Here is a 21,928-nt window from a genome sequence, read left to right on the forward strand (position 1 = left end):
CTAAGATGAACTCCGTGATTGGGACTAAGTCGTAACAAGGTAGCCGTAGGGGAACCTGCGGCTGGATCACCTCCTTTCTAAGGATAATTGAGGGCTGTTTTCAATAGCAGCCTCTTCAACAACCTTGAGGACAAAGCTCTTAAAAATTGACCACCAACCTTTTGCTATAACAAAAGCCTCACTCAGATACTTTCTGGGTGAGGCTTTTTTTTGCGCACTGATACTACTTGAAAATCATAAGACGCTATTTCTGTTTATTTTGTTAATAATCCAAAGCGAGAAATTAGAGGATTACATATAAAAGCTGTAATGTGGTTGAAATGAATCAGTGTGATTTATGTATTTCAGAATATCACCAACTTGTCGAGCTGCTCTAAGAGTGATAGGTACGCCATTGTCGAATTGAGTGTTATTCCAATTCATTTTTGTCAAAGCTAGAATTTCCTCAGATAGATATCGTGGTGTTTGATCCACTTTATCACAGTTGATTCGCAACGTTCTTGGCATATACATACCGGGATATGTAGAATAAAATTCGACGCTTCCTCTGGTGTAAAGAATATGTATATCGTTATTTAATGTTAAAAAGGTTCCTCTTAATGGGGGATATTCACTATTTCGAAAAAGGCGTGTTAAAGACTTCCGCAAAGATAATAATTCACATGAATGTACTCTGTACTCCTCAGCAGCTTTTTGGAAACCGTCAATTTCTGCTGAGCTATGTGACGAGGATTTATGGATGACGACCCGTGCCGGTATAGTATGATGTTCGTTCTGATACTGTTTTAACGCGTCAAGCATCAATGCATATGCACTATCCGCATCAAGATGTACTTGTCTATCTTCTTTGGAAATCATCGCCGGTCCTCCCCGAACTACTAAACCAGATCCCCGTTCGTTGAAGACTTGAGCTACGCTCGTCGAAATATTTTCTTTATCAAGTGAATGAAAAAAACCAATACCAACAAAGCATGTTTGCAATTTTGATGGGTCGTATTTCAATCGCCATGGGATACCACCAGCTTTATAATAGAGCGCTGTGTGCAAATTCCATGCTCTTGTGGCTTCGTCCTGGATTGGTTGTACTTGACGCTTAAGAGAATTACTTCGGCGTCGTTTTGACGAATCATAAGTTGACGGTAAAACGATTTGGATTGGGCAAGCACGAGGGAGAGACATGCAACGTGCTTTTAGTAAATGATGAAAATTGATTTTGCTTTTTTGTATTGTCTTACTTACTAGTGTTTCATCGTCTAAATCTTTTTTACCCGTATCAGGATCAAGGACCTCAACGTATTCTTGTGGGATGGCGCAGATAATTACATCTGGAGGTTTTTTTTCAAGTAGAAAATTTACTTCCTCTACAATTGAACGGACAGCTTCTATTCTTAATTCATCTAGTACAGGTATTTTGACTACAGAATTGATCTTTGAGGATGATAGTTGCCGTTCTAACGAAGAATCAGTGGTCAATTCTGAATGAAAAGCTAGATCAGGGTTAAAGCCAGGAAAGCGAGGAAATAGATTACTTTGTCTACTGTCCTTGGCGGGAATTTCATGTCTACATTTTTCTATCCAATCTCGAATACCCTCGATCGAACAGGCACTTCCAACTATACCCACTCTGATAGTTTTGGCTGCATTGTCAGATTCAAAATCAAGAGGGCAGTAGTTCATAATGCCGAATCTAATGTCAATATGTGAATTTGTACCAAATTCTAATTCGGGTTCTCCAAGCTTTAAAACTTTCATTAGTCAAACAATCTTTTTTGTCTCGAATTTACTTCTTCGTTATCCTTAGCCGGTAAAGGAAGCCAAGAAGAATCTGAAATGCCAAAATCAACTTCAAAGGTGACTAAGGGGCCAAATTGTAAAAAAGAATAAGGCTTGATGGTATCTTCCGTGGGATCATCTTCAAATTGCAGGCTTTGTTGTTTCGCAGAGCTCAGATAGCTTTGTTGTAATATCTTAGACCACATAATTAGGTGAGAAAGATGTGTTTTGTTCTGTCGTTCGAGTAGCTTTATTCCGCTAAGCCTTTCCTCGTAGTATTTTGATAACTTGAATCCATCATGTGTAAAATAATAGGATGGTGTGAGTTCAAGGTACCATTTAGATTCAATTTGTAAAAATTGTACTTCTAGGGCTTGGTGACGATAATACGCAATTCGACTCTCATTTTTTTTACTTGTGTATCCTTTAAAAACTGTTTTACTTCCTACTTTTCGAGCTGTTAAATCAGTAGAAGCCTTAAAGTAGTACAGTTCTTTCAATTTTGAATAACGAATTCCTTGCCTATAAAGTAGTTGAGTTAGGCAGAGATTTAATAATTTGACAAAAGCATGTCGATCGGAAGGACGTTCTGAATTTGACAAATCTGTTGTCCGTAGATTGTCAGTATTTTCCGGCTCACAAAAATTACGCCATGGTTCGAAAGTTAGGTCATGGAAGCAGTAGATGAATCCATTGTGGAGCAACCATTCCCCATCAGGATCGCTATCGCTATCACGCAGAATCTCCCAAACTTGAATTGGGTCTCTAAACTTCGTTTTTGATTTGAAATATCGTTCAGGGATACTGACTAGAGGAAGCAGATTAGATGTAATGGTTTCTTCTTGTGGCAGAGAAGATAAGTAAAGGCCGTTATTTTTAGGAATTGCTAGACGCATCAGACGATGACGGCAGTCTCTTTCAAAACGGTCATTTTTTTTATCGAAAGTTATTCTTCGGTTCTTACGCGCTGACGGACTACTAAAATAATCTTTTACTGAAATCCAATATGCTTCATCCTTATCTGGACGAGAAACGACTAAAATGACTGGAGCGTTTCCAGCAAGCCAATACTCTAAGTCACGGTTTTTGCATTGAAATACAAAGCTATTTTCGTCTTCAGAAAGAAAGTAGCTATCTCCGGCTTTGCTTTGAACTTGCAATATACAATTTGATACTTCACCTGTTTCAGAATCGCGTAACTCAATATAACCATCAATACCCGCATCCATGTTAGTAGGATTCCAGGCAAATCCCATTTGGAGTACGATTCGATGAATCAATGCAATTCCTTTCTCCCCTGTAATCTCTGACATTCCAATTTGTTTTCGCTTCGCCAATATTTTTCTCCTCGGGATATAATAAAACTGGCTTTATTTAGGGAGAGGCTGCGTTGGTACTGATGAACCTCCTGGCAAATTAGAAATAAGGCATTGCTGTAAAGGCTATCTTTCACTTGTCTAGAAGAAAAAAGGGATGCTCGTTTTTGCTGAGTGTTATTTTGTTTCTGTGGTTGTCAAATGAGCATTTAAGATAATAAGGTATTATAGGTATTTTCTCAATCACCTGGAGCATCAAACTTAGGTGGGCTAAGGATATTAACGTTGCTCGATTGCGACTTCCTTAGTTGGGGACGCAGAGCATGAACTCAGTCTCTAAAAGATGATGCAATGAGAAGCTAATGTTGACCTTTTTGGCTATATTAAACCACAGCACCACTGCCTCTAACGTTCCATCGTGCGGTGTGCGTGAAGGGTCTGTAAGCGGGGCAGAGCCGATTGATACTGGGATTCTATTTCCACTTCTACCATTCATCCAAAAACATTCCAAACCCAGAGGAAACATCGTTTTCAACCTTGAAGGAACGATCCCTCTGCTGGACATCCCATCTGCAGTCTGTCATGCTGGATACCAGCGAAAATCTGTTGCATTCATGAATCCGGGAGACGATGGAGATGAGCGATCACACAAAGAAGCATTCCCCGCTGGAAGACCATTCTGTGCCACGAAGGACGTTTCTGCGTGAGTTGGGCACGGTGACTGCGGCGGGGTTGGCTGCGGCGCCTGCGGTCTGGGCCGGTGGTGGAAACAAGGCTGACACGTTGCGGGTCGGCTTAATTGGATGTGGGTCCCGTGGTTCCGGTGCCGCCATCAATGCGATGCAGGCCGATCCCAATACACAACTCGTAGCGATGGCAGACATTTTTGAAGACAAACTGAAAGCGAGTGCCCAGCGGATTAAGAAATTGATCGGCAAACAGTATGCCGTCGATCCCAGTCAGCAATTCGTGGGCTTCGATGCCTTTGAAAAATTAATCAGTAGTGACGTCGATGTCGTGCTGCTGACCACGCCCCCGCACTTTCGGCCCGCTCATCTGAAACGTGCGATTGAAGCCGACAAACATGTCTTTGCCGAAAAGCCGGTCGCCGTGGATGCACCCGGCGTGCGTTCGGTGATGGAGACGTGCCGACTTGCCAGGCAGAAACGGCTTTCGATCCAGTCGGGTTTAATGCTGCGCTACAGTAAGGCCATGCAGGAAACACTCACCCGTATCCATGAAGGTCAACTCGGAAAGATCGTGACCCTGCAGACCAACTACAACATTAATGGTCTCTGGTCACATCCCCGCAAGCCCGAATGGAGTGACATGGAATGGCAACTGCGCAACTGGTACTACTTCACCTGGCTCTCGGGCGGGCAGTTGGTGGAGCAGCACGTACATGGACTCGACCTGATGTCCTGGGTCATGCAGGAGGAATATCCCACCAAATGTTTCGGGCTAGGCGGCAGGCAATCGCGCACCGATCCGTTATACGGCCACATCTTTGATCATCATGCCATCTGTTATGAATACAGCGGCGGGCAACGTTGTTTTGCCTTTTGTCGTCAGCAGGATGGAACGGATATCAACACGTCTCAACTGGTATTTGGCGAAAAGGGAACCGCCGATTTGAATCGGAACACGCTCAGCGGCGCGAAAACCTGGCGATACAGCCGGGCACGTGGCCGCGCCAGAAATGGCGTGAAGGATCTGCCGTATGTGCAGGAACACGAGGCCTTATTTAAGAGCATTCGAACTAATACACCAATCTGTAATGGAGAATACGCGGCCAAAAGTTCGCTGATGGCCATCATGGGCCGCATGGCCTCGTACACAGGAAAAAGTGTGAGCTGGGATGAAGCCTGGAATTCCAAAGAGGACCTGACACCATCTGAATACACATTTGGACCGTTGAAAGTCGCCCCTGTCGCCTTGCCTGGCAAGACCAATATATATTAGACCCAGAGAGCAAGAGGGAAATCCGTTGCCATGAAATCATTTTGTTTATCACTAGCCGACAAAGCAATCGCCGCGTAGGCGCGACCTATATCCGATTTGTATGCTCCTTAAAAATATCATTTGTATTGAAAACATTGAACGAAGGACTTTGGTCTACTTACATTTGGAGATTTGAGTCGATGAATGATGATAGACCACCATTTTCTTTGCCATACATTAAGTTGATGATGCAACAAGCCTTAAATCGTTTAATCTGCATGGCTTTTCTGGTTTCATTTTTCATTTCCTATCCTGCGGACATCTTGAGTGCGGAAGGTAAAACGCCGTTACAGATTTCTGTGAAGGACATTAATGGACGACCACTGCCGTGCCGTATTCACTTAAAAAACGAACGAGGTGAACCTCAGAAAGCATTGGGGCAGCCTTTCTGGCACGACCATTTTGTCTGTTCTGGAACGATCCGCATGAATGTGCCACCTGGTAAATACACCTGGGAAATCGAACGCGGTCCGGAGTATGAGCGAAAGTCAGGTGACATCAAGGTGGTTGCTGACAAAGTTGCTGCATTCGATGTCACTCTCAAACGAATTGCTTCTCTGCGCGATGAGGGATGGTACTCTGCCGATTTGCACGTTCATCGTCCTGTCGATGAGATTGAGCGGTTGATACTCGCGGAAGACCTCGATTTTGCACCGGTCATTACCTGGTGGAACAATAAAAATTTCTGGCGGAAGAACAAAGTTCCACAAAAAATAACGACTCAGCTTGATGGCCGTCGTTTTTACAACATCATGGCTGGTGAAGATGAACGGGAAGGGGGAGCACTGCTTTACTTTGGCTTGAAGCAACCGCTGGATCTCTCAGTAAAGTCTCGCGAAGTACCTTCCTCGATGTTCTTTGCGGAGCTGGCTCAAAAGAAGAATCAAGAAGTCTGGATTGATATCGAAAAACCGTTTTGGTGGGATGTGCCGGTGTGGCTTGCCAGCGGACAAATGGATTCAATCGGCCTGGCGAATAATCACATGTGCCGAAGTGAAATGTTGGATATGGAAGCCTGGGGCAAGCCGCGCGATCGGCGGCGACTTGGCGATGTTCGCGGGAATGGATTTTGGACACAGGAACTCTATTATCATATATTGAACTCCGGAATGAGAATTCCCCCTTCCGCGGGAAGTGCATCGGGAGTCTTGCGCAATCCCGTTGGATATAACCGGGTCTATGTTTATCTTGGTCGAGAGAACTCTGAAAAAGAAAGCGTGGGACAAGAGACCAACAAACACGCTGAGGTCTTTACGCGGGAAACATGGTTTGAGTCACTCTCACGCGGCAGATGTTTCGTAACGAATGGTCCCTTGTTACGAGTGACGGCAAACGAACAGTTACCAGGAGCAACTCTGAAACTGTCCGGGGATCAAGGAACTCCCATCAAGTTTTCCGTTAAACTCACTTCAAACGATCGAGTTCCTGCGCTTGAAGTGATCCATAACGGGCGGGCCATAAAAACAATCGAATGTTCTAACGAGAGAGAGCAGCAGAAAACAATTGCTTTTAATGTAACTGAACCTGGTTGGTTTCTGGTCCGAGCGATAACCGATGTAAAAAACACATTCCGATTTGCATCCACGGCTCCCTGGTACATTGAATCAGAGACTGAACCATTTCGGGGCAGTCGCCAGTCTGCCCAGTTCTTTCTGGATTGGGTCAATGAACGGATAGGGCGTATCAAATCAAACGTGAAGGATGAACGTGAACTTCGTAAAGTGCTTGTCTGGCAGGAAAAAGCGCGTGAATTCTGGAAACAGAAGGTTGCCTCTAACAAAACCTTGACTTCTGAAATTAATCCTGAATGAGTCAATGAACTAAATGTATCAGGTCTCTTAAATCGCAAAGACTGAATCATAATTGCGCTGATTTACTACGGTTGAATACTGCAGAAATAGGCACGGGCGTTCGGAAGCTGCTGTTACTCCGCATTCATACAGAAAACACTGCAACCCACAATAAACCCATCAGGTAGAGGCAATGAAAACTGATTACGAAAATCAAGTCTCTATCTGAGCCTGTATCCGTATTGCAGATTAAGTAATCGAAAGTCTTCCATTGTTTGAAAACTACTCTCATTCCTCATCATGATATATGCTGGATCCGTGTAGTAAGCAAGGTTTTCAAAAAAGACCTCTCGCACAACAGGCGTAAATGGAATAATTTCATCTTGAAAAAGTAGTTTGGCCTGCTTGATTTCACAGACAGTTCCCAACTCAGGATGACGCAATATTTTTTCTTGCGACTGTGTTATATCGCTGGATTGAGTTAATGAGGCAACTAGCTCGGTCGAGACACGTTGATCAAACGGTTCCAATTGGTAAGTGCTTATGATTTTATCATTTGCGTTCACAGATAAGATTGCACAAGTCACACAGACCAATGCGACGAACAAATGCTTCATCATTGCCTCCCTGAAATCATCGGGCTCGAATTGAAAAAACGCGATTCGAGGGTTTCAAATAACAGAAAAACAAAATATTGTCGATATCATTCCTCGCTCCACTCAAACTGATTCAATGGTCTTAAAAAATCGGCCAGATGCCGGGGGTGGCCAGTTCGACGACATGATTATCGGGATCGCGGAAGTAGATGCTTTCGCCGCCGCGGGGCCAGTTGACGCGGCTTTCGATTTCGACGCCGGCGTCAACGAGACGTTGTTCCCAGTTTGGTAAATCGTCTTTATCAATGGCGAAGGCAAAATGCACGGGACCAGCGCCATCGTGAGGGGGAATGATTCCCCCTTCCAGATGGGCTGCGGTATGACTGGCACCGCGTTTAAAGATCAGAAATACACTGCGGTCACCCGCATTCAAGGCACAAAACCGGCGATCTTCCGCCATCACTTCAAAATCGAATAATCGCTGATAAAAGTCGGCAGCGACTTGTAGATCATCGACATAAATTGCTGTTTCCAGAACGCCGTGTACTTTCAAGCTATTGCTCCTGCTCAAGCTACCTTTCTTTGTTCACTCGTTTCGAATTGTAGTATATCACCTGGCTGGCAATTCAGGAACTCACAAATCTTTTCCAGAGTACCAAAACGAATTCCCTTCACCTTTCCTGATTTCAGCAGAGAAAGATTTTGCTCGGTAATTCCCACATAACGTGCCAGATCGCGGGAGGTGACTTTGCGTTTGGCCAGCATGACATCCAAAGTAATGCAAATTTTCATGATGCCCTTATTGCTTGAGAAAAAAATGTGTTGTTGAGGCGATCATACAATTGATCGCCTGTGACTATCAATTGGCAACACTAAACAATTTGCGCGTTTTCATCGGCGATCAGACTGGCCCGCTTGAGTAAATTGGCGAGGATGAATAATAAGCCGCCAATGGCGACTAAAATGATCTGATTCGAACTGATATTGATGGCTAACATTTTCTGGCCGGCGGGTCTGTGCAAGGTCAGAATCACGCTTAATACGGCTCCGGTGATGGGTGAGATCAGGGCGGTTCCCATCAAGCCAAACGCAAATCGTTTGAGATCACGGCTGTTTTGCAGCGTTAGATAGTCTTCTGTACTACAGGCCGCTAAAAAGCGACGCAGCGAGAAGAGGCCCCAGTAAGCGGGGGAAATCATAATCGCTGTTAACAGGACCAGAAACGTTTTTGTGGTCACGGGTAACGGGTGCTGAATCATCGAGTCGGGAATCATTCCATTTCCGGCCACGAGTTGATCGGCATAAAACCAGACTCCCAGGAGCATTAAGGGAACTACGTAGAGTGACAAAACGCTGAAATAGTAAAGCACCTGACAAATGGTACTGGTTCGATCTTTTGAAGTCATAATAGGATTCCTTTCCAAGGGGGTTTGTTGTAAGACAGCGAGTTTTTATCGTTTTACGATAAACTCTACAACCCCAATTCCAAGAAAATTTTTGTGGGGACGGATCTGCTTCGCTGCAGATTAAGTTCCTTTTGAGAGCCAGCCTCCCGGTTGTGGGGTTGCAGTCGACTGTGTGTCCTGGTACCAGTCTTTCAATTGTTTCAGCATCGCGGCTGCCTGTTCTGGTTCTTGCTTAACCCGATTTTTTTGTTCGCCTGGATCCAGGTCGAGCCGATAGAGTTCGATCTTTTCGTTTTCAAACGTCCCCGGTTTTGCTTTGGGATGCTGGACTACCAGTTTCCACGGACCATGACGCATCGCCTCGGATCGTCTCCCATTATTGGAAAGCGAAGCCCAGAACAGGGGGCGTTTGGCAACAGGCTGTTGTTTCAATAAGACAGGTGAGAGATCAACTCCGTCCAAAGGACGTTCCTCTGGCACTTTCACTTTTGCCAATGAGAGCAGAGTAGGCATCACATCAATACTGATGGCGGGTGTATTGGAAGACGTCCCTGCTTTGATTTTCCCGGGCCACCAGGCAATGGCTGGCACACGATGTCCACCTTCGTAGACCGATCCTTTACCCCCTCGCCATTGGGGGCTACCGCTGGGAAAGTCTCGTGACGGACCGTTGTCAGAGAAGAATAAAACGAACGTGTTTTGATCGAGTCCCAAGTCCACAAGCGTTTGGCGAATCTGCCCGATACCCACGTCGATGGGAAGTGTCATGCCTTTGTACTTTTCAATTCGTTCTGCTTTGTTGGCTGGTTTCCAACGTTTCCATCCCTCTGCTTCGCTACGTCGGACAGGGTCGCCGGGGACTTGAACTGGATTGTGAATGGCTTCATGCGCGACATACAGACAGAAGGGTTGCCCTCGATTTTCCTTGATGAATTGGAGGGCATACTGATTAATCAAATGTGTCGAATAACCGGTTTCACGTGTTTCAGTTCGTCCGTGCCACCAGTCGTGCTTGACATGATCGCCGACATGGCTGATGAAATCGATGTTCCCGCTATGGTATCCGATGAAGGTATCAAAGCCGTGATTATCCGGATGAAACTCGGATGTGTTATGAGGATACCCCTGGTGCCATTTACCAATTAAACCTGTTCGGTAGCCGACCTGTTTCAATTGTTCGGCAAATGTGTTTTCAACTTTTCGCAAGCCTTTGCGATGTTCAGGATGATTACTGACCGGATGAATGACGGCTTCAATTCCCGCCCGCTGTTGATAGCGGCCCGTCAATAATCCCGCGCGAGTGGGTGAGCAAACGGTACCCGAAGAATGGAAGTCGGTCAGCTTTAGTCCTTCGCTTGCCAGTCGATCAATTTCCGCAGTCTTGAAGTAGGGATTTCCAAAACAACTGACGCCGGCATAGCCCATGTCATCCACCATGATCACGATTAAATTCGGGCGATCTCCGGGCTGTCGCTCTGCTGCTTCCAGCGAAGACGACATGCCATGGTTTAAGACTAAGACGATCGAAAACAGTACCAGAATCGTTGCAGGATTAAATATACGATCAGACATTGATGTTTTCCTGATTTGCTCATTAAAAAAAGAAATCGCGATTCCCTCAGGAATCGTTTTTTTATGTTCTCCTAGGAAATTGAATTTTCTGCTTGCGATTATAGCTTAAGTACTGCATGATTTCGAATGAGTTCTAATATCAACATCATTAAAAATGGTTCATGACTACACATAGGGCTTAACGATGATCAAATTCGAATGCGAAACGTGTTTTCAGGAATATAAAGTACGCGATGACCGAGCCGGACAGGTACTAAAATGTAAGTCGTGCGGTTCCAAAATGCGTGTGCCTGCGGGAGATGACGATTTCGAAGACGATTTGTATGAAGACTTCGAAGAACCGGTTCGTCCTACACGTAAAAAGAAACCGACCAGCACATCAAAAAAGAAAAATTCGAATAACTCGAATAATCCGATCACGATCATAGCAGGCGTGTGTGCGTTTGGGATTGCTTTCTTTGTTGCTTATACATTCGTCGGTGGCCTGTTTGGTGACAAAAATAATGATGAAGCTGCTCAGCATGAATTAGTCAACATAAGCCAGGAATTGAAACAACTAAGAGCAAAAATGAAGGAGTATTCAGAAGCGGTCAAGAAGGCGACTACGAATGAGGAAAGAAAGCCGATTCTGAACAAAATGAAAACAACTCTCGCACGTATTAAGGAGTTGAGAGCGAAACAGAAAGCGTCAATTGCTGCGAACGGCGAAACGCGATCTTCTGACAAGGTTGCAAACAAAAACAGTAGTTCTACCAGTCAAGAATGGGTCTCACTGATTGATCATCCTCGCACTATCCCCAAATGGCCAGAGGTGTCGCAGATATCAATCGATTTGGATCACAGTACTAATGGTCGAATTCATCCGCACTCAGTCAGTCCTTATATGGGACAGTGGTACGATGTCAATCGTGCAACTCATCTTGATGTCTGGAATCTGGTAACAGAAAAAAAAGTAAACGAGTTGTCAATTGATATTAAACGAAGTTCGATTTCTTACAAAGGAAAAGCCAAGTTAAGTGAAGATGGAAAATATCTCTTACTGGCATTTCAGAATTACAAAGAACTTATCCCAAGACTGGAATGTTGGGATGTGATGAATGACAAGTTAAAAGCTGAGTGGGATGCTGGCCCTAAAGGTTCTACAATCGAAGAATATAACATTTGTAGCCCCACACGCGCTATTTCAAAAACGAATGAAAAGGTCGATGGAAAATTTCACGCGTTTCTAAAACTTTGGGATCTTACTACAGGAAAATTGATAAAAGAAAGAGAGATTGAATCACTTCATCTCATTAATTCGAGTTATAAAATTAGTCCGGGTGGCAAATACCTGATTGCACATTCATACTCAGATTTATATGTATATGATTTGGGCTCACTCGACTTAATTTACGAGACTAAATTAAAGGATTTTCTGAACTCTGATGAAGACTATTACAATATTGCTGATCTCGATTTTTCTGCAGATGGTAAAGAACTAGGCTTGCTTGTGTCCGGTTCAAATTCGACGACAATCTGGATTGTCGAATTGAGTTCTGGAAAATCAAACAAAGGAATTCAAATTTCAGGAAGTTTGAGCCAAGCTTTGCGCGAACCTGGGTATGTGGGGCCTGATTTTGTCTGGAATCCCGATGGTGCTGGATGGCTACTTTATGGGGCTTGGTATGTGGATCGTCAACGAAAACAATTAATCTGGACTCTTAAGCCCGTTCCTAATGTAACCATACGAGATGAAGTATTTCTGACACCAAATTATTTGATAGCGTCGACTGCAACTGCAATTAAAGACGAAAATGGACGCTACATTAAAAATCGAGAGCCGAAGCTCGTTGCCGTTCCGATTCCTGAGCAGAAAATTTCAGACAGTCTCTCCGCTTATGAAAGTAAAAGCGATGCTATCTTGGGAGCGGGGCAGGAAATCAGCATTAATGTCAACATTGGTGAGTTAAAATTTGGTAATGCTGATGAAGTAAAATCGATATTAACTGATGTGATGCAAAAACGATTAGAGGCAGATGGTTTCAAAATTATGCCAGATCAGCCTCTAATTTTCAAACTCGAATATCAGGAACAAGATGGGAACAAACTTCAGATTACTAAGCGTACTAGACCGACTCGAGAAAATCTGACGGGACGGGCAGCGACTGGTAAATCTCTTCAATCAACGGCAGCCGCATTCAAACTGTCATGGGTGGAAAGAAAATCTAATGTGACGCGCTGGTCCAAAGAAGCTCTCGTCAACCCTCGCTTCTTGATCTTGCGGGATGCGACGGCTGAAGAAGCGCGGACCAAGATGTTTGAAGGCTTGCAAAACAGGTTGATGGCCGAAGCCATTCCGTATTTTATTCCTAAAGACGAAAATCTTTCCATGCTCCCTGTTGAAATTAAATTACCAGAGTGAGACATCTGAGCGGAGAAAATTCAGCTCATACAACATGGGGGATTTCCTGATTGACCCATGGTGTCATTCCCTTACAATGACTACGAATGAAAACCTTGTTAGAATCTGAGACTTGGATTCTGCTGTCACCCGCCATAGTTAAGGACAATCTGATGCGAAAGCTTTTATACCTGTTTCTTTGTGGTTCTCTTCTTCTCGGTTTAGGAGCCGATCCGCGCGATTCTCAACTTGTACATGCTGTAGATGATTCGAAGGATAAAAATAAACTGCAATCGAAAGATGAAGACGCCGAAGAACGACTTAACAAGTTCATGCGTGAGAAACTGACTAGTTCTCAAGAAGTCCTGGAAGGGCTGATGATCGAAGACTATGATCTGATGCAAAAGGGGGCGGAAAAGATGATCAAAATGAGTAACGCTACCGATTGGCAGGTAATCGAAGGACCTATCTTTGCCCAACAAAGTGACGAATTCCGCTCAGCCGCGCGTCAGGTGATCAAGTTTGCGAAGGAGAAAAACCTGGATGGAGCATCGCTTAGTTATCTGCATTTGACGATGACCTGCATTTCATGTCATAAGAAAGTGAACAAAGTACTGATTTCCGAAAGATGACCATTTCGAGTTATTGAACTGTCTTCAGTCGAATGGCTGTCACAAAAAAGTAATGTATTGAAAAGAAAACAGGGGTAACGTGAACTCAGATCACGTTACCCCTATTATTTCGCCGTCATTCTTTTGAATTATTTTTCCGTCGAGGCAGTCTTCTGTGCCTGTTTGGCGGGAATTACGCGAATCACCCGACCGCTTTGATGTTTATCGCCATCCATTTCGACCGTACGAACTCGCAGCAGATGGGTCCCCGGTTTTACTCCTTCAGGTAACTTAGCGTGCCAGAGATGAGTTGATTTTTTGGGCTTGGGTAAATCACGCCATTTTTTGTCTTTAATCGATTTCTCTGTTTCAGACAATTTTTTGAAGCTGGGATCAATTCCCACTTTGTGCTGCATCGGAATCCAGGTGCCACTATTTCCAATCAGCATTTCCACTTTTGATTTTTCAGATCCATTGAAGACATTTACATAGATATCAGTCTTCGCCAACTGATCTGTCGCAACCTCTTCGGGAGCTATAATATTCATCTGATAGTCATCCGGCCGACCTGCAGCGCGGAAATCAACGTTATAATCTTTGCCGTCGAAACTGATAATGGAATAACCATTGGGGGCGCCATCGGCCATCATCGTATGGGGAATTCCTCGCTCATCAGGTGCACCAGACCACCAGCTACCACTGACCGTGACATTGATGACATGATGATGTGGTTTGGGGCCCCGCCAACCATCGGCTTTTGTAATAAAGCGATGTTCATGATGATGTGTGTGCCCGGAAATGGACATGCAGAAGGGACGTTTTTCAATTAACCGATAGAGTTGCTGTCGATCTTTTACATCCACCAGGGGAATGTGCATCATTAACACAACGAGTTGATCTTCGGGAATCTGTTTCAAATCGTTCTTGATAAACTCCATTTGTTCTTTACCAAGACCGCCTTGATATTTTCCTTTCTTTCCCTTTTCAGGAACAATCCATTCAATATCATCGAGTACCAGAAAATGTACTTGTCCATAGTCGAACGAGTAATAAGCGGGCCCAAATGCACGTTCAAATGTTTCATCACTCAACTTATCATTGGGCGCATCGTAGTTGATATCATGATTGCCAATGACGTTGTACCAGGGAATTCCCAACAGAGCGATACCTCGTGCCTGGGATTCAAACAGGGAAAGGTCGTCAAATAAAATATCACCCAGAGTCACTCCAAATGACGCATCGGTTCCTACCAACTCTTCCAGCACGTCATGCGCGATGTAATCAATTTCCTTCTGGTTCCGTGGCTGTGGATCTCCAAAGAACAGCGCCCGAAACTGAGCAGGTTCTTTTTGAGGATAAAGTGGGAAGTCTACCGAAGCGGGAAGTGGGCCAGTGGGCTTCACACCTGCGTATTTCGATTTGGGCGATCCGTTTGGTTTATGAATGTAGTAAAACTCAGGCGTCAGGTTCTTACTGAGTGGAGTCCGCCAGCCCTGTGGCTTGATTACGAACAGAATCGTATCATCAGTGACAGGAAGTTGATATTGGCCATTTTCGTCGGTACACACGATATCGCGACCATTGGAAACGCGAACACAAGGTAAGACCTGTTCTCCCGCGTCTCGTTTCCGATTGTGATTGGCATCATAAAATACATAGCCGGTTGCAGTTTGTTGTCCGTCCTTTTTTGTATCCGCCTGCCCGCTCTCATGATAAGAAGTGATAAAAAGTAAGCTCAAAAGCAATTTCAGTAATGGTCGTAGACGCATTTATCTTCCCTTGTTTGCAAGTTAGTAAACCCAATGAATCAACTTGATCATTGTATGATCATAACGGTATCTGCAAAACCCAAACGCCTGTTTTTGATATTGTGAGTTCTAGTATACCTATGGTTTCAGGGGTCCGTGTATTCGGGTGTAGGTGTGGTGTCACCGGTGACACCCTCTTCCTGCTCACTGGAACAACCGGGCATTGTGAGTATCATACAAATGAGACAAACGATGATTTGCAAGTAATTTTTCATCCAACAACATCTCCAGAATGTTTGTAATATGAAAGATACCGGACAACGAATTTTGCATTCATTCCCCGGTTTCAAATGAAAGAAAAGGATCAGGTCTTTGCTAAAGCAAGCTGAAAATTACCAATCCCCAATCACTTCACGACCGGCACGTGTTCCCAGTGCCTCCAAAATCGTCTGACTGATATTTTCCGAAATGAATCGACAGGAACCATCGGCGAGACAGACTTGCGCGCCTCCGGTATGCTGACTTCGCATCGCTGCGATCTGAGTTCCATCGTTCGCTTCAGTACAAGGCATTTCTGTGGTGTTGGTACACCTCGCCAGAATATCGGCAGTGACACTATTAGGGTTTCGGCCCGCACTGAAAGCAGAGCCACCCATTCCCGAATAAACCCAGGCGCCTCGCGCATCGGCGGTGACATCATTGATGTAGTTCACTTCACCTACCAGCAACGTGTTCGTCGTCCCATCTGTGATATCTCTGATACTCGTGGAAGAGTTAATGGTAAATACGCCCGCTGTTGCCTGGACATAAGAAGCTGTTAAATCACCAGAACCATAGTTTGCTGCGTAATTACCACGAGACATATGTTCGATGGAACGGAAAGCAACATTGCTACGACGATCCCAGGGGTGGCTGGGGCATCGATAAGCAACGGGAGAGAAATGACCAAAAATGTTATTCATCAAATCCAACGGATCTCTGGCACTTAAGCCAGGAGCAGCTGTATCCCAAAGTGCCCCTTGTTCCATTTGAGGTAAAATGAATAACAACCAGTTGCCCCCCAGACTTTGCCCACCACTACATTCCTGGATACCTGTAAGGTTCGTCGGAGGGTTTCCTCCACAGGGACCAATAATTCCACCTGGAGGAAATACGCGATGTGTATCATGATAATTTTGGAGTGCCAAACCAAGCTGCTTCAGATTATTTTTGCAGCTACTGCGGCGAGCGGCTTCACGTGCCTGTTGGACAGCGGGAAGTAGTAAAGCTATCAGAATTGCGATAATCGCAATGACGACCAGTAATTCAATTAATGTAAAACCGCGACGATGTACGGATTTGTTGATACGCGCACCGGCGATGCGCGAAAAGTGAAGAAGCATCAATGTTCTCCTCAAAAGTGAAAAATAAAGATCAATTGTTTCAGCATTTCAAGGCAGTTTGATGCCGGGGAGGGTCTTATCTGACCAAATATCGAGAGGAACTCCTGATTCGCTCCTCGATGTTGGCGGAATCTTACACACGGATTATTAAGATTCCATGACCGTAAAGTGAAAAGTGACCGAACCTCGGGATTGATAAAAATCTAGATATGGTTCGTTCAGATTACCGGTTCGTTCAGTAGTCTTTTACTTAAAAGGAGCTTGGAACGTAATCGCTAAGTGAAACAGTAAGCAAACAGAAGATTTTAGTTAATCACCTCTCAGGTATTGACGTTGTGCATTTGTTCTTTCATAGTAAAGAATGGAGCTTAGCGCTCTGTTTTCTTTTCCATATGAAAACTGTATCCCCCCAAAATAATAATTCATTTCTCCAGGAGCCTGCCATTATGCCGAAACATCGTCTGATTAATCTCAACATTATTTTTCATACTGTATTATGTTCCGTGTTTTCAATCCTCTGCATCTCGTCATTCGACGTTTATGGTGCAGAGCAGACTGATACATTGCGGATTTTGTGTTACAACATTCACTATGGTCAGGGAAATGATGGGAAGTACGATGTAGAGCGACTGGCGAAAGCGATCAAACGTACCAAGCCGGATTTAGTCGCGTTGCAGGAAGTCGATGTGGGTGTCAAAAGGTCTGGTCGCGTTCATGAAGCACAACGGCTGGCTGAACTCACAGGTATGGCGGTACGCTTTGGTCCCACACAACATTATGAAGGGGGGCTGTTTGGAAACGCCGTACTGACACGGTTCCCGATTCTGAATGTGGTAATTCAACCATTGCCTTATACCGAAAGTACCAAGGAACGCGTGACTTACCCACGAGGCGCCATTGCCGTTACCGTGCGCGGCCCCAATGGAAAACCGTTGCGGTTTATTAGTACACACTTTCAACACAATGTGCCTGAAGATCGAGTTGCAGAAGCAAAAGCAATCAACAAGCATTTTGCTACCAATAATGAGATCCCCACCATTCTGGCCGGCGATATGAACGCCACACCAAACTCGGAACCGATCAAAATCTTGCTGAAGCAGTGGACCAATGCCATTGACAAAGCTGCCGCACCGAGCGCTCCCGCAACCAAACCCAGATCTCGTATTGATTATATCTTCTACCGGCCAGCATCCCGATTCCAAATGATCAAATCGGAGGTCATTGCCGAGCCAATGGCGTCAGATCATTTACCCGTCTTTGCCATTTTGAAATTACAGCAAGACTGACAGCATGTATTTCTTTAATGTGTGGTTAAAATATAACTTCTTTCATGCGTCTGCTTGATGGTATTCTACAAAGGAATTTGGAAACACAATTATGAGAATCATGACTTGGATCACTCTGATTTGTCTGTTGCTGCTTTCCGGATCCTCCAATTTAGCTGTCTCTGCGGAGTCGGCTGCGACTCCCGTTAGTTCGATTCGTGTTCAGCCAGGATTTCAGGTGGAACTGTTGCGTTCTGCCAGTAAGGATGAAAACTCCTGGATCAGTATGACCTTTGATGACCGGGCACGTCTGATCCTGGGACTCGACGATGTAGGAGTGGGGCGACTCACACTCAATCACGATCCGTCTAAAGTAAAATTCGAAAAGATTGAAAACACGTTCAAACACTGTCGCGGAGTGCTGTATGCGCACAACAGCCTGTATGTCAGCGTTACCAATGGCAAAGGATTTTATCGTTTACAGGACACGACAGGCGATGATCAATTTGATCAAAAAACTCTGTTAAAAAAACTGGACTATCGCAGCCGCTTCGGTCATGGCTGTAACCAGATCGTGCTCGGCCCCGATAACATGATTTATATCGTTGTCGGAAATGATGTCTCCTTCCCGGAGGGAGCGTCGCCAAATTCACCTTATCGCGATCCCCGCAATGACCACTTGCTGCCCAACCCCCATGATGCCGGTCAGGACAATCGTGTCGGCTATATTTTACGAACCGATGCTGACGGGAAACGCTGGGATGTTTTAGCAGGCGGATTTCGCAATCAGGTTGATCTGGCTTTCAACGAGGAAGGAGAGATGTTTACCTACGATGCCGACATGGAATGGGACGTCGGTCAGCCCTGGTATCGACCGACTCGTGTCAACCATGTTGTGTCAGGTGGTGAATATGGTTGGCGTTGGGGAACCGGGAAATGGCCAGACTATTTTGCCGACAGTCTCCCCACGACGCTGGATACTGCCTTGGGCTCACCGACGGGAATGATTTTTGGAACGAAAAGCAATTTTCCCGCTCGATTTAAAAATGCTCTGTTTATTGCTGACTGGCAAAATGGTCGTATACTGCTGGTCGATCTGATTCCCTCGGGAGCAAGTTATACCTGCAAATATGAAGTTTTTCTGGAAGGGGGGCCGCTCAATGTGTGTGACATGCAATTTGGTCCCGATGGTGCGTTGTATTTCATTACTGGGGGACGTGGTTCCCAATCGGGCTTATATCGCGTTACGCCCAGGTCGAATCAAAAGAGTCTATCAGCGGCACCTCCAATCAGCAATCAGGTCAAAGCACACTCACGGGCTGCGCGAAAGTTAAGACGGGAACTGGAAGTGTTTCATGTTCAACAGAATGCGAACATTGATGATCTCTGGAAGCATCTCAAGAGTGAAGATCGCTGGCTCCGTTTTGCTGCCCGGTGTGCGATTGAAAACCAGGATGTTTCCCAATGGCGCAAACGGGCTCTGGCAGAGTCACAGCCTACTGCTGCCATTGACGGTCTGATCGCTTTGTGTCGGCAAGGTGATTCAACCGACCGTGACGGTGTTCTGGGAGCGCTCAATCGAATCGATTTGAAAAAGTTGAAACAATCACAATTGCTTGGTTTGCTGCGTGCCTACCAACTCTGTTTTATCAGACTGAGACGACCTGATACCAGACAAGCGACCGCTGTTAATCACCGACTGAGTTCCCTTTATCCTCATCCCACTAGTAGTGTGAACCACCTGCTTGGGGAATTACTTGTATATTTACAAGATACGGACATTGTTGCTAAATCGATCAGCTTATTATCAGATACTTCGACGCAGGAAGAACAGATACGCGCAGCACGAACGCTGACCTTTGCGAAACAGGGCTGGAATGAAGATCGACAACGTCATTTTCTTAAGTGGTTGGGACACGCGCGTACCTTCAGCGGGGGTAAACAGATCACCGAACGAATTCGCGATATTCGAACTGACTTCATCGCAATCTTAAGTGAACAGGAACGTCAAAAATTCAGTAAAGAAATCGCTGCACTTGATAAACCGTTGGTTGAACTGGAAACGGTGCCAGCGCGGCCTGTAGTGCAGGAGTGGAGCTTCAGCGATCTCGAACCTCATCTCACTTCTGTCGCATCGAACCGATCCTATAAAAGTGCACGACAGGCATTATTAGCGGCCAATTGTCTCAAGTGTCATCGTATCGGTTCCACGGGCGCACAGATTGGCCCTGATCTGACCAACGTCGGTAAGCGTTTTGATGCTCGTGCGATTCTGGAATCAATCATTGCTCCTTCCAAAGTCATGGACCCCAAATACCTTTATACCGTTTATGTGCTGACCAATGGTAAAGTGGTGACCGGGAGGCCTGTCGGAGTCAGCCGCACCACAATTACAGTGGAAACTGATCCCTTAAAACAAACAACAGTTCCCGTGCTTCGCAAAGACATTGAAGAGGCGGTGCTCTCGAAAACATCACCGATGCCTGCCAATCTGATCAATGTGCTTACACAAGAAGAAATTCTTGATCTGCTGGCTTATCTCAAATCCGGCGGCAACCCGGAAGCGACTGCCTTTCAGAGTCAGAAATGAAATTGGTGACCAGCAAGACGAAAACTGAAATCAGCGAGAAACTTTGCGAAAAGAATTAAGATTGTTATTATTTGCCGTGATATTTTTGACGGGAATACGCCTTCTGGTTAGTGGGATCATTCTTGAGCCGGTTCAATCTGGTACTCAGATAGCCTCAAACACAGAAATTTCGTCTTTATAGGGAGCTCTCGCATGCGTCGCAACACTATGTTTACTGCCTTTTTCAGTACTTTACTGCTTTCTGCGCAGTGGGTATCTGCTGAGCCACTGGCGGAACAGTACCTGACTTCGGGACAACTTGCGGAGGGGGAAAAAGCCCTGAAGGAACAAATTACGAAGTCCCCTGAAGACGATGAAGCCCGCTTCGGTTTAGGAGTGGTTCAGTTTTTTCAGTCTTTTGAAAATCTGGGAGGCAGTCTCTATAAGTACGGTTTACGAACAGAGGGTACTTTTCGGGGTATGCCTCCCGAAGTTCGTGCACTATTGCCGCAGAATCGAAATCCAGAAGAAATTTCCTATGCTGATGTCCGACAGATTTTGCAAACCTGGGTGAACGATTTAAAACAGGCTGAAAAAACTCTGTCTGCTGTCAAAGACCCTGACGTGAAATTGCCCTTACATGTGGGATTGATCAAGGTCGACCTGATCGGCTCGGGGAAACCCGTTGATGCGGCATTCTTGATGGGCAGAATCGGGACACCACAGCAAAAACAGGCTGCCGAAAACTTTGTGATTGGCTTTGATCGGGGAGATGCCGACTGGCTGGCCGGTTATTGTAATTTTTTGTGTGCCTGGGGTGAAGTAATGCTGGCTGTGGACGGGCAGGAGATCTTCAATTGCACGGCGCACCTGTTTTTTGAAAAGGTGGATACGCCTTATAAGTTTCTCTTGGAAGGACCCCGCAATTTTGATGCGCTTCGCAGCTTTAATCGACCGTTAATCTCGGACATTCTCGCGTTTATCCATCTGTGGCGTTTTGAAATGAAAGAGCCAGAAAGAATGAAGGCGGCGCTTGCTCATCTGGAAGATATGCAGCTCCATGCGAAATCGATGTGGAAATACTATCAGACGGAGACCGACGATGATCATGAGTGGATTCCCAATCCGAAACAAACGGGAGTGTTGCAGATTAAGGTCACCCAGGAAATGCTAGACACTTGGTTGGCTGTGTTGGACGAAACCGGTTTGGTTCTGCAAGGTAAAAAGTTAATCCCCTTCTGGCGCGGAAAACCAGGTACGCAGGGAGTGAATTTAAGACGAGTCTTTACTGAGCCACGAATCATCGATCCGTTCCTCTGGGTCCAGGGAACGGCGGCCGCTCCGTATCTGGAAGAAGGACCGATTACAGAATTCGCCTCCCCTCAAATGCTGGGCCGCATCAATAGTACGTTCGGTGGTGCTAATTTCTTCACAATGGCGTTCTGGTTTAATTAAGAATCGGTGATGATTCGAAAATGAAAGTACTTCCAGGTTAAGGTTTGCACTTTTTATTGTCTCT

The 21,928-nt window shown here is 45.3% G+C and carries 18 protein-coding genes; 8 read left to right on the forward strand and 10 right to left on the reverse strand.

Going from position 1 to position 21,928, the window contains the following annotated elements; genetic code table 11:
* Positions 1-291 precede the first annotated feature (291 nt).
* Both V202x_RS16760 and V202x_RS16765 read right to left on the reverse strand, forming a co-directional pair.
* Positions 292-1,752 carry an argonaute/piwi family protein gene (locus V202x_RS16760; protein WP_145177380.1) on the reverse strand — a complete coding sequence of 487 codons (1,461 nt, stop codon included), beginning with the start codon at positions 1,750-1,752 and terminating at the stop codon, positions 292-294.
* Complete coding sequence (locus V202x_RS16765) at positions 1,752-3,110, reverse strand: DUF4365 domain-containing protein (protein WP_145177383.1); 1,359 nt, start codon at positions 3,108-3,110, stop codon at positions 1,752-1,754. Before V202x_RS16765 ends, V202x_RS16760 begins: the two co-directional genes overlap by 1 nt.
* A gap of 341 nt (positions 3,111-3,451) precedes the next feature.
* Here V202x_RS16765 and V202x_RS16770 point away from each other — a divergent pair, with 341 nt between their 5' ends.
* From V202x_RS16770 to V202x_RS16780, 3 genes are all read left to right on the forward strand, one after another.
* Positions 3,452-3,796: a hypothetical protein gene (locus tag V202x_RS16770; RefSeq protein ID WP_145177386.1), complete on the forward strand. Its 345-nt coding sequence runs from the start codon at positions 3,452-3,454 to the stop codon at positions 3,794-3,796.
* Entirely contained in the window at positions 3,726-5,051 is a 1,326-nt protein-coding gene (locus V202x_RS16775; protein ID WP_145177389.1) for a Gfo/Idh/MocA family protein, read from the forward strand. Before V202x_RS16770 ends, V202x_RS16775 begins: the two co-directional genes overlap by 71 nt.
* Positions 5,052-5,230: 179 nt before the next feature.
* Positions 5,231-6,901, forward strand: a complete 1,671-nt coding sequence (locus V202x_RS16780; protein ID WP_145177392.1) for a CehA/McbA family metallohydrolase — start codon at positions 5,231-5,233, stop codon at positions 6,899-6,901.
* A gap of 200 nt (positions 6,902-7,101) precedes the next feature.
* Here V202x_RS16780 and V202x_RS16785 read toward each other — a convergent pair whose 3' ends face one another.
* The 5 genes from V202x_RS16785 to V202x_RS16805 form a co-directional block, all read right to left on the reverse strand.
* Positions 7,102-7,500, reverse strand: a complete 399-nt coding sequence (locus V202x_RS16785) for a hypothetical protein (protein WP_145177395.1) — start codon at positions 7,498-7,500, stop codon at positions 7,102-7,104.
* A 118-nt stretch (positions 7,501-7,618) separates the two neighbouring features.
* Entirely contained in the window at positions 7,619-8,029 is a 411-nt protein-coding gene (locus V202x_RS16790; RefSeq protein ID WP_145177398.1) for a VOC family protein, read from the reverse strand.
* A 14-nt stretch (positions 8,030-8,043) separates the two neighbouring features.
* A complete protein-coding gene (locus tag V202x_RS16795; protein WP_144983473.1) occupies positions 8,044-8,268 on the reverse strand; it encodes a helix-turn-helix domain-containing protein in 225 nt (74 codons plus the stop codon).
* 80 nt (positions 8,269-8,348) lie between these two features.
* A complete protein-coding gene (locus V202x_RS16800; RefSeq protein WP_145177400.1) occupies positions 8,349-8,882 on the reverse strand; it encodes a DUF2975 domain-containing protein in 534 nt (177 codons plus the stop codon).
* A 120-nt stretch (positions 8,883-9,002) separates the two neighbouring features.
* On the reverse strand, positions 9,003-10,454 hold the full coding sequence (locus tag V202x_RS16805; RefSeq protein WP_145177403.1) for a sulfatase-like hydrolase/transferase: 1,452 nt from the start codon (positions 10,452-10,454) through the stop codon (positions 9,003-9,005).
* Between the two features lie 184 nt (positions 10,455-10,638).
* Between V202x_RS16805 and V202x_RS16810 the strand changes: the two genes are divergently transcribed.
* Together V202x_RS16810 and V202x_RS16815 are read left to right on the forward strand one after the other, a co-directional pair.
* Entirely contained in the window at positions 10,639-12,855 is a 2,217-nt protein-coding gene (locus V202x_RS16810; RefSeq protein ID WP_145177407.1) for a WD40 repeat domain-containing protein, read from the forward strand.
* 152 nt (positions 12,856-13,007) lie between these two features.
* Positions 13,008-13,466 (forward strand): hypothetical protein, encoded by a 459-nt coding sequence (locus V202x_RS16815; RefSeq protein ID WP_232098534.1) that lies wholly within the window; start codon positions 13,008-13,010, stop codon positions 13,464-13,466.
* Between the two features lie 128 nt (positions 13,467-13,594).
* Here V202x_RS16815 and V202x_RS16820 read toward each other — a convergent pair whose 3' ends face one another.
* The 3 genes from V202x_RS16820 to V202x_RS16825 form a co-directional block, all read right to left on the reverse strand.
* A complete protein-coding gene (locus V202x_RS16820; RefSeq protein ID WP_145177410.1) occupies positions 13,595-15,214 on the reverse strand; it encodes a calcineurin-like phosphoesterase C-terminal domain-containing protein in 1,620 nt (539 codons plus the stop codon).
* Positions 15,215-15,339: 125 nt separating this feature from the next.
* On the reverse strand, positions 15,340-15,468 hold the full coding sequence (locus V202x_RS28005) for a hypothetical protein (protein WP_261343727.1): 129 nt from the start codon (positions 15,466-15,468) through the stop codon (positions 15,340-15,342).
* A 117-nt stretch (positions 15,469-15,585) separates the two neighbouring features.
* Positions 15,586-16,575 carry a DUF1559 domain-containing protein gene (locus tag V202x_RS16825; RefSeq protein ID WP_145177413.1) on the reverse strand — a complete coding sequence of 330 codons (990 nt, stop codon included), beginning with the start codon at positions 16,573-16,575 and terminating at the stop codon, positions 15,586-15,588.
* 446 nt (positions 16,576-17,021) lie between these two features.
* Between V202x_RS16825 and V202x_RS16830 the strand changes: the two genes are divergently transcribed.
* The 3 genes from V202x_RS16830 (at position 17,022) to V202x_RS16840 (ending at position 21,864) form a co-directional block, all read left to right on the forward strand.
* Positions 17,022-17,861, forward strand: a complete 840-nt coding sequence (locus tag V202x_RS16830) for an endonuclease/exonuclease/phosphatase family protein (RefSeq protein WP_197992931.1) — start codon at positions 17,022-17,024, stop codon at positions 17,859-17,861.
* Between the two features lie 91 nt (positions 17,862-17,952).
* Positions 17,953-20,430: a c-type cytochrome gene (locus V202x_RS16835; RefSeq protein ID WP_145177419.1), complete on the forward strand. Its 2,478-nt coding sequence runs from the start codon at positions 17,953-17,955 to the stop codon at positions 20,428-20,430.
* Between the two features lie 192 nt (positions 20,431-20,622).
* Entirely contained in the window at positions 20,623-21,864 is a 1,242-nt protein-coding gene (locus V202x_RS16840) for a tetratricopeptide repeat protein (protein ID WP_145177422.1), read from the forward strand.
* The last annotated feature ends 64 nt before the right edge of the window (positions 21,865-21,928 follow it).

This window comes from Gimesia aquarii, from assembly GCF_007748175.1.
Taxonomy (GTDB): domain Bacteria; phylum Planctomycetota; class Planctomycetia; order Planctomycetales; family Planctomycetaceae; genus Gimesia; species Gimesia aquarii_A.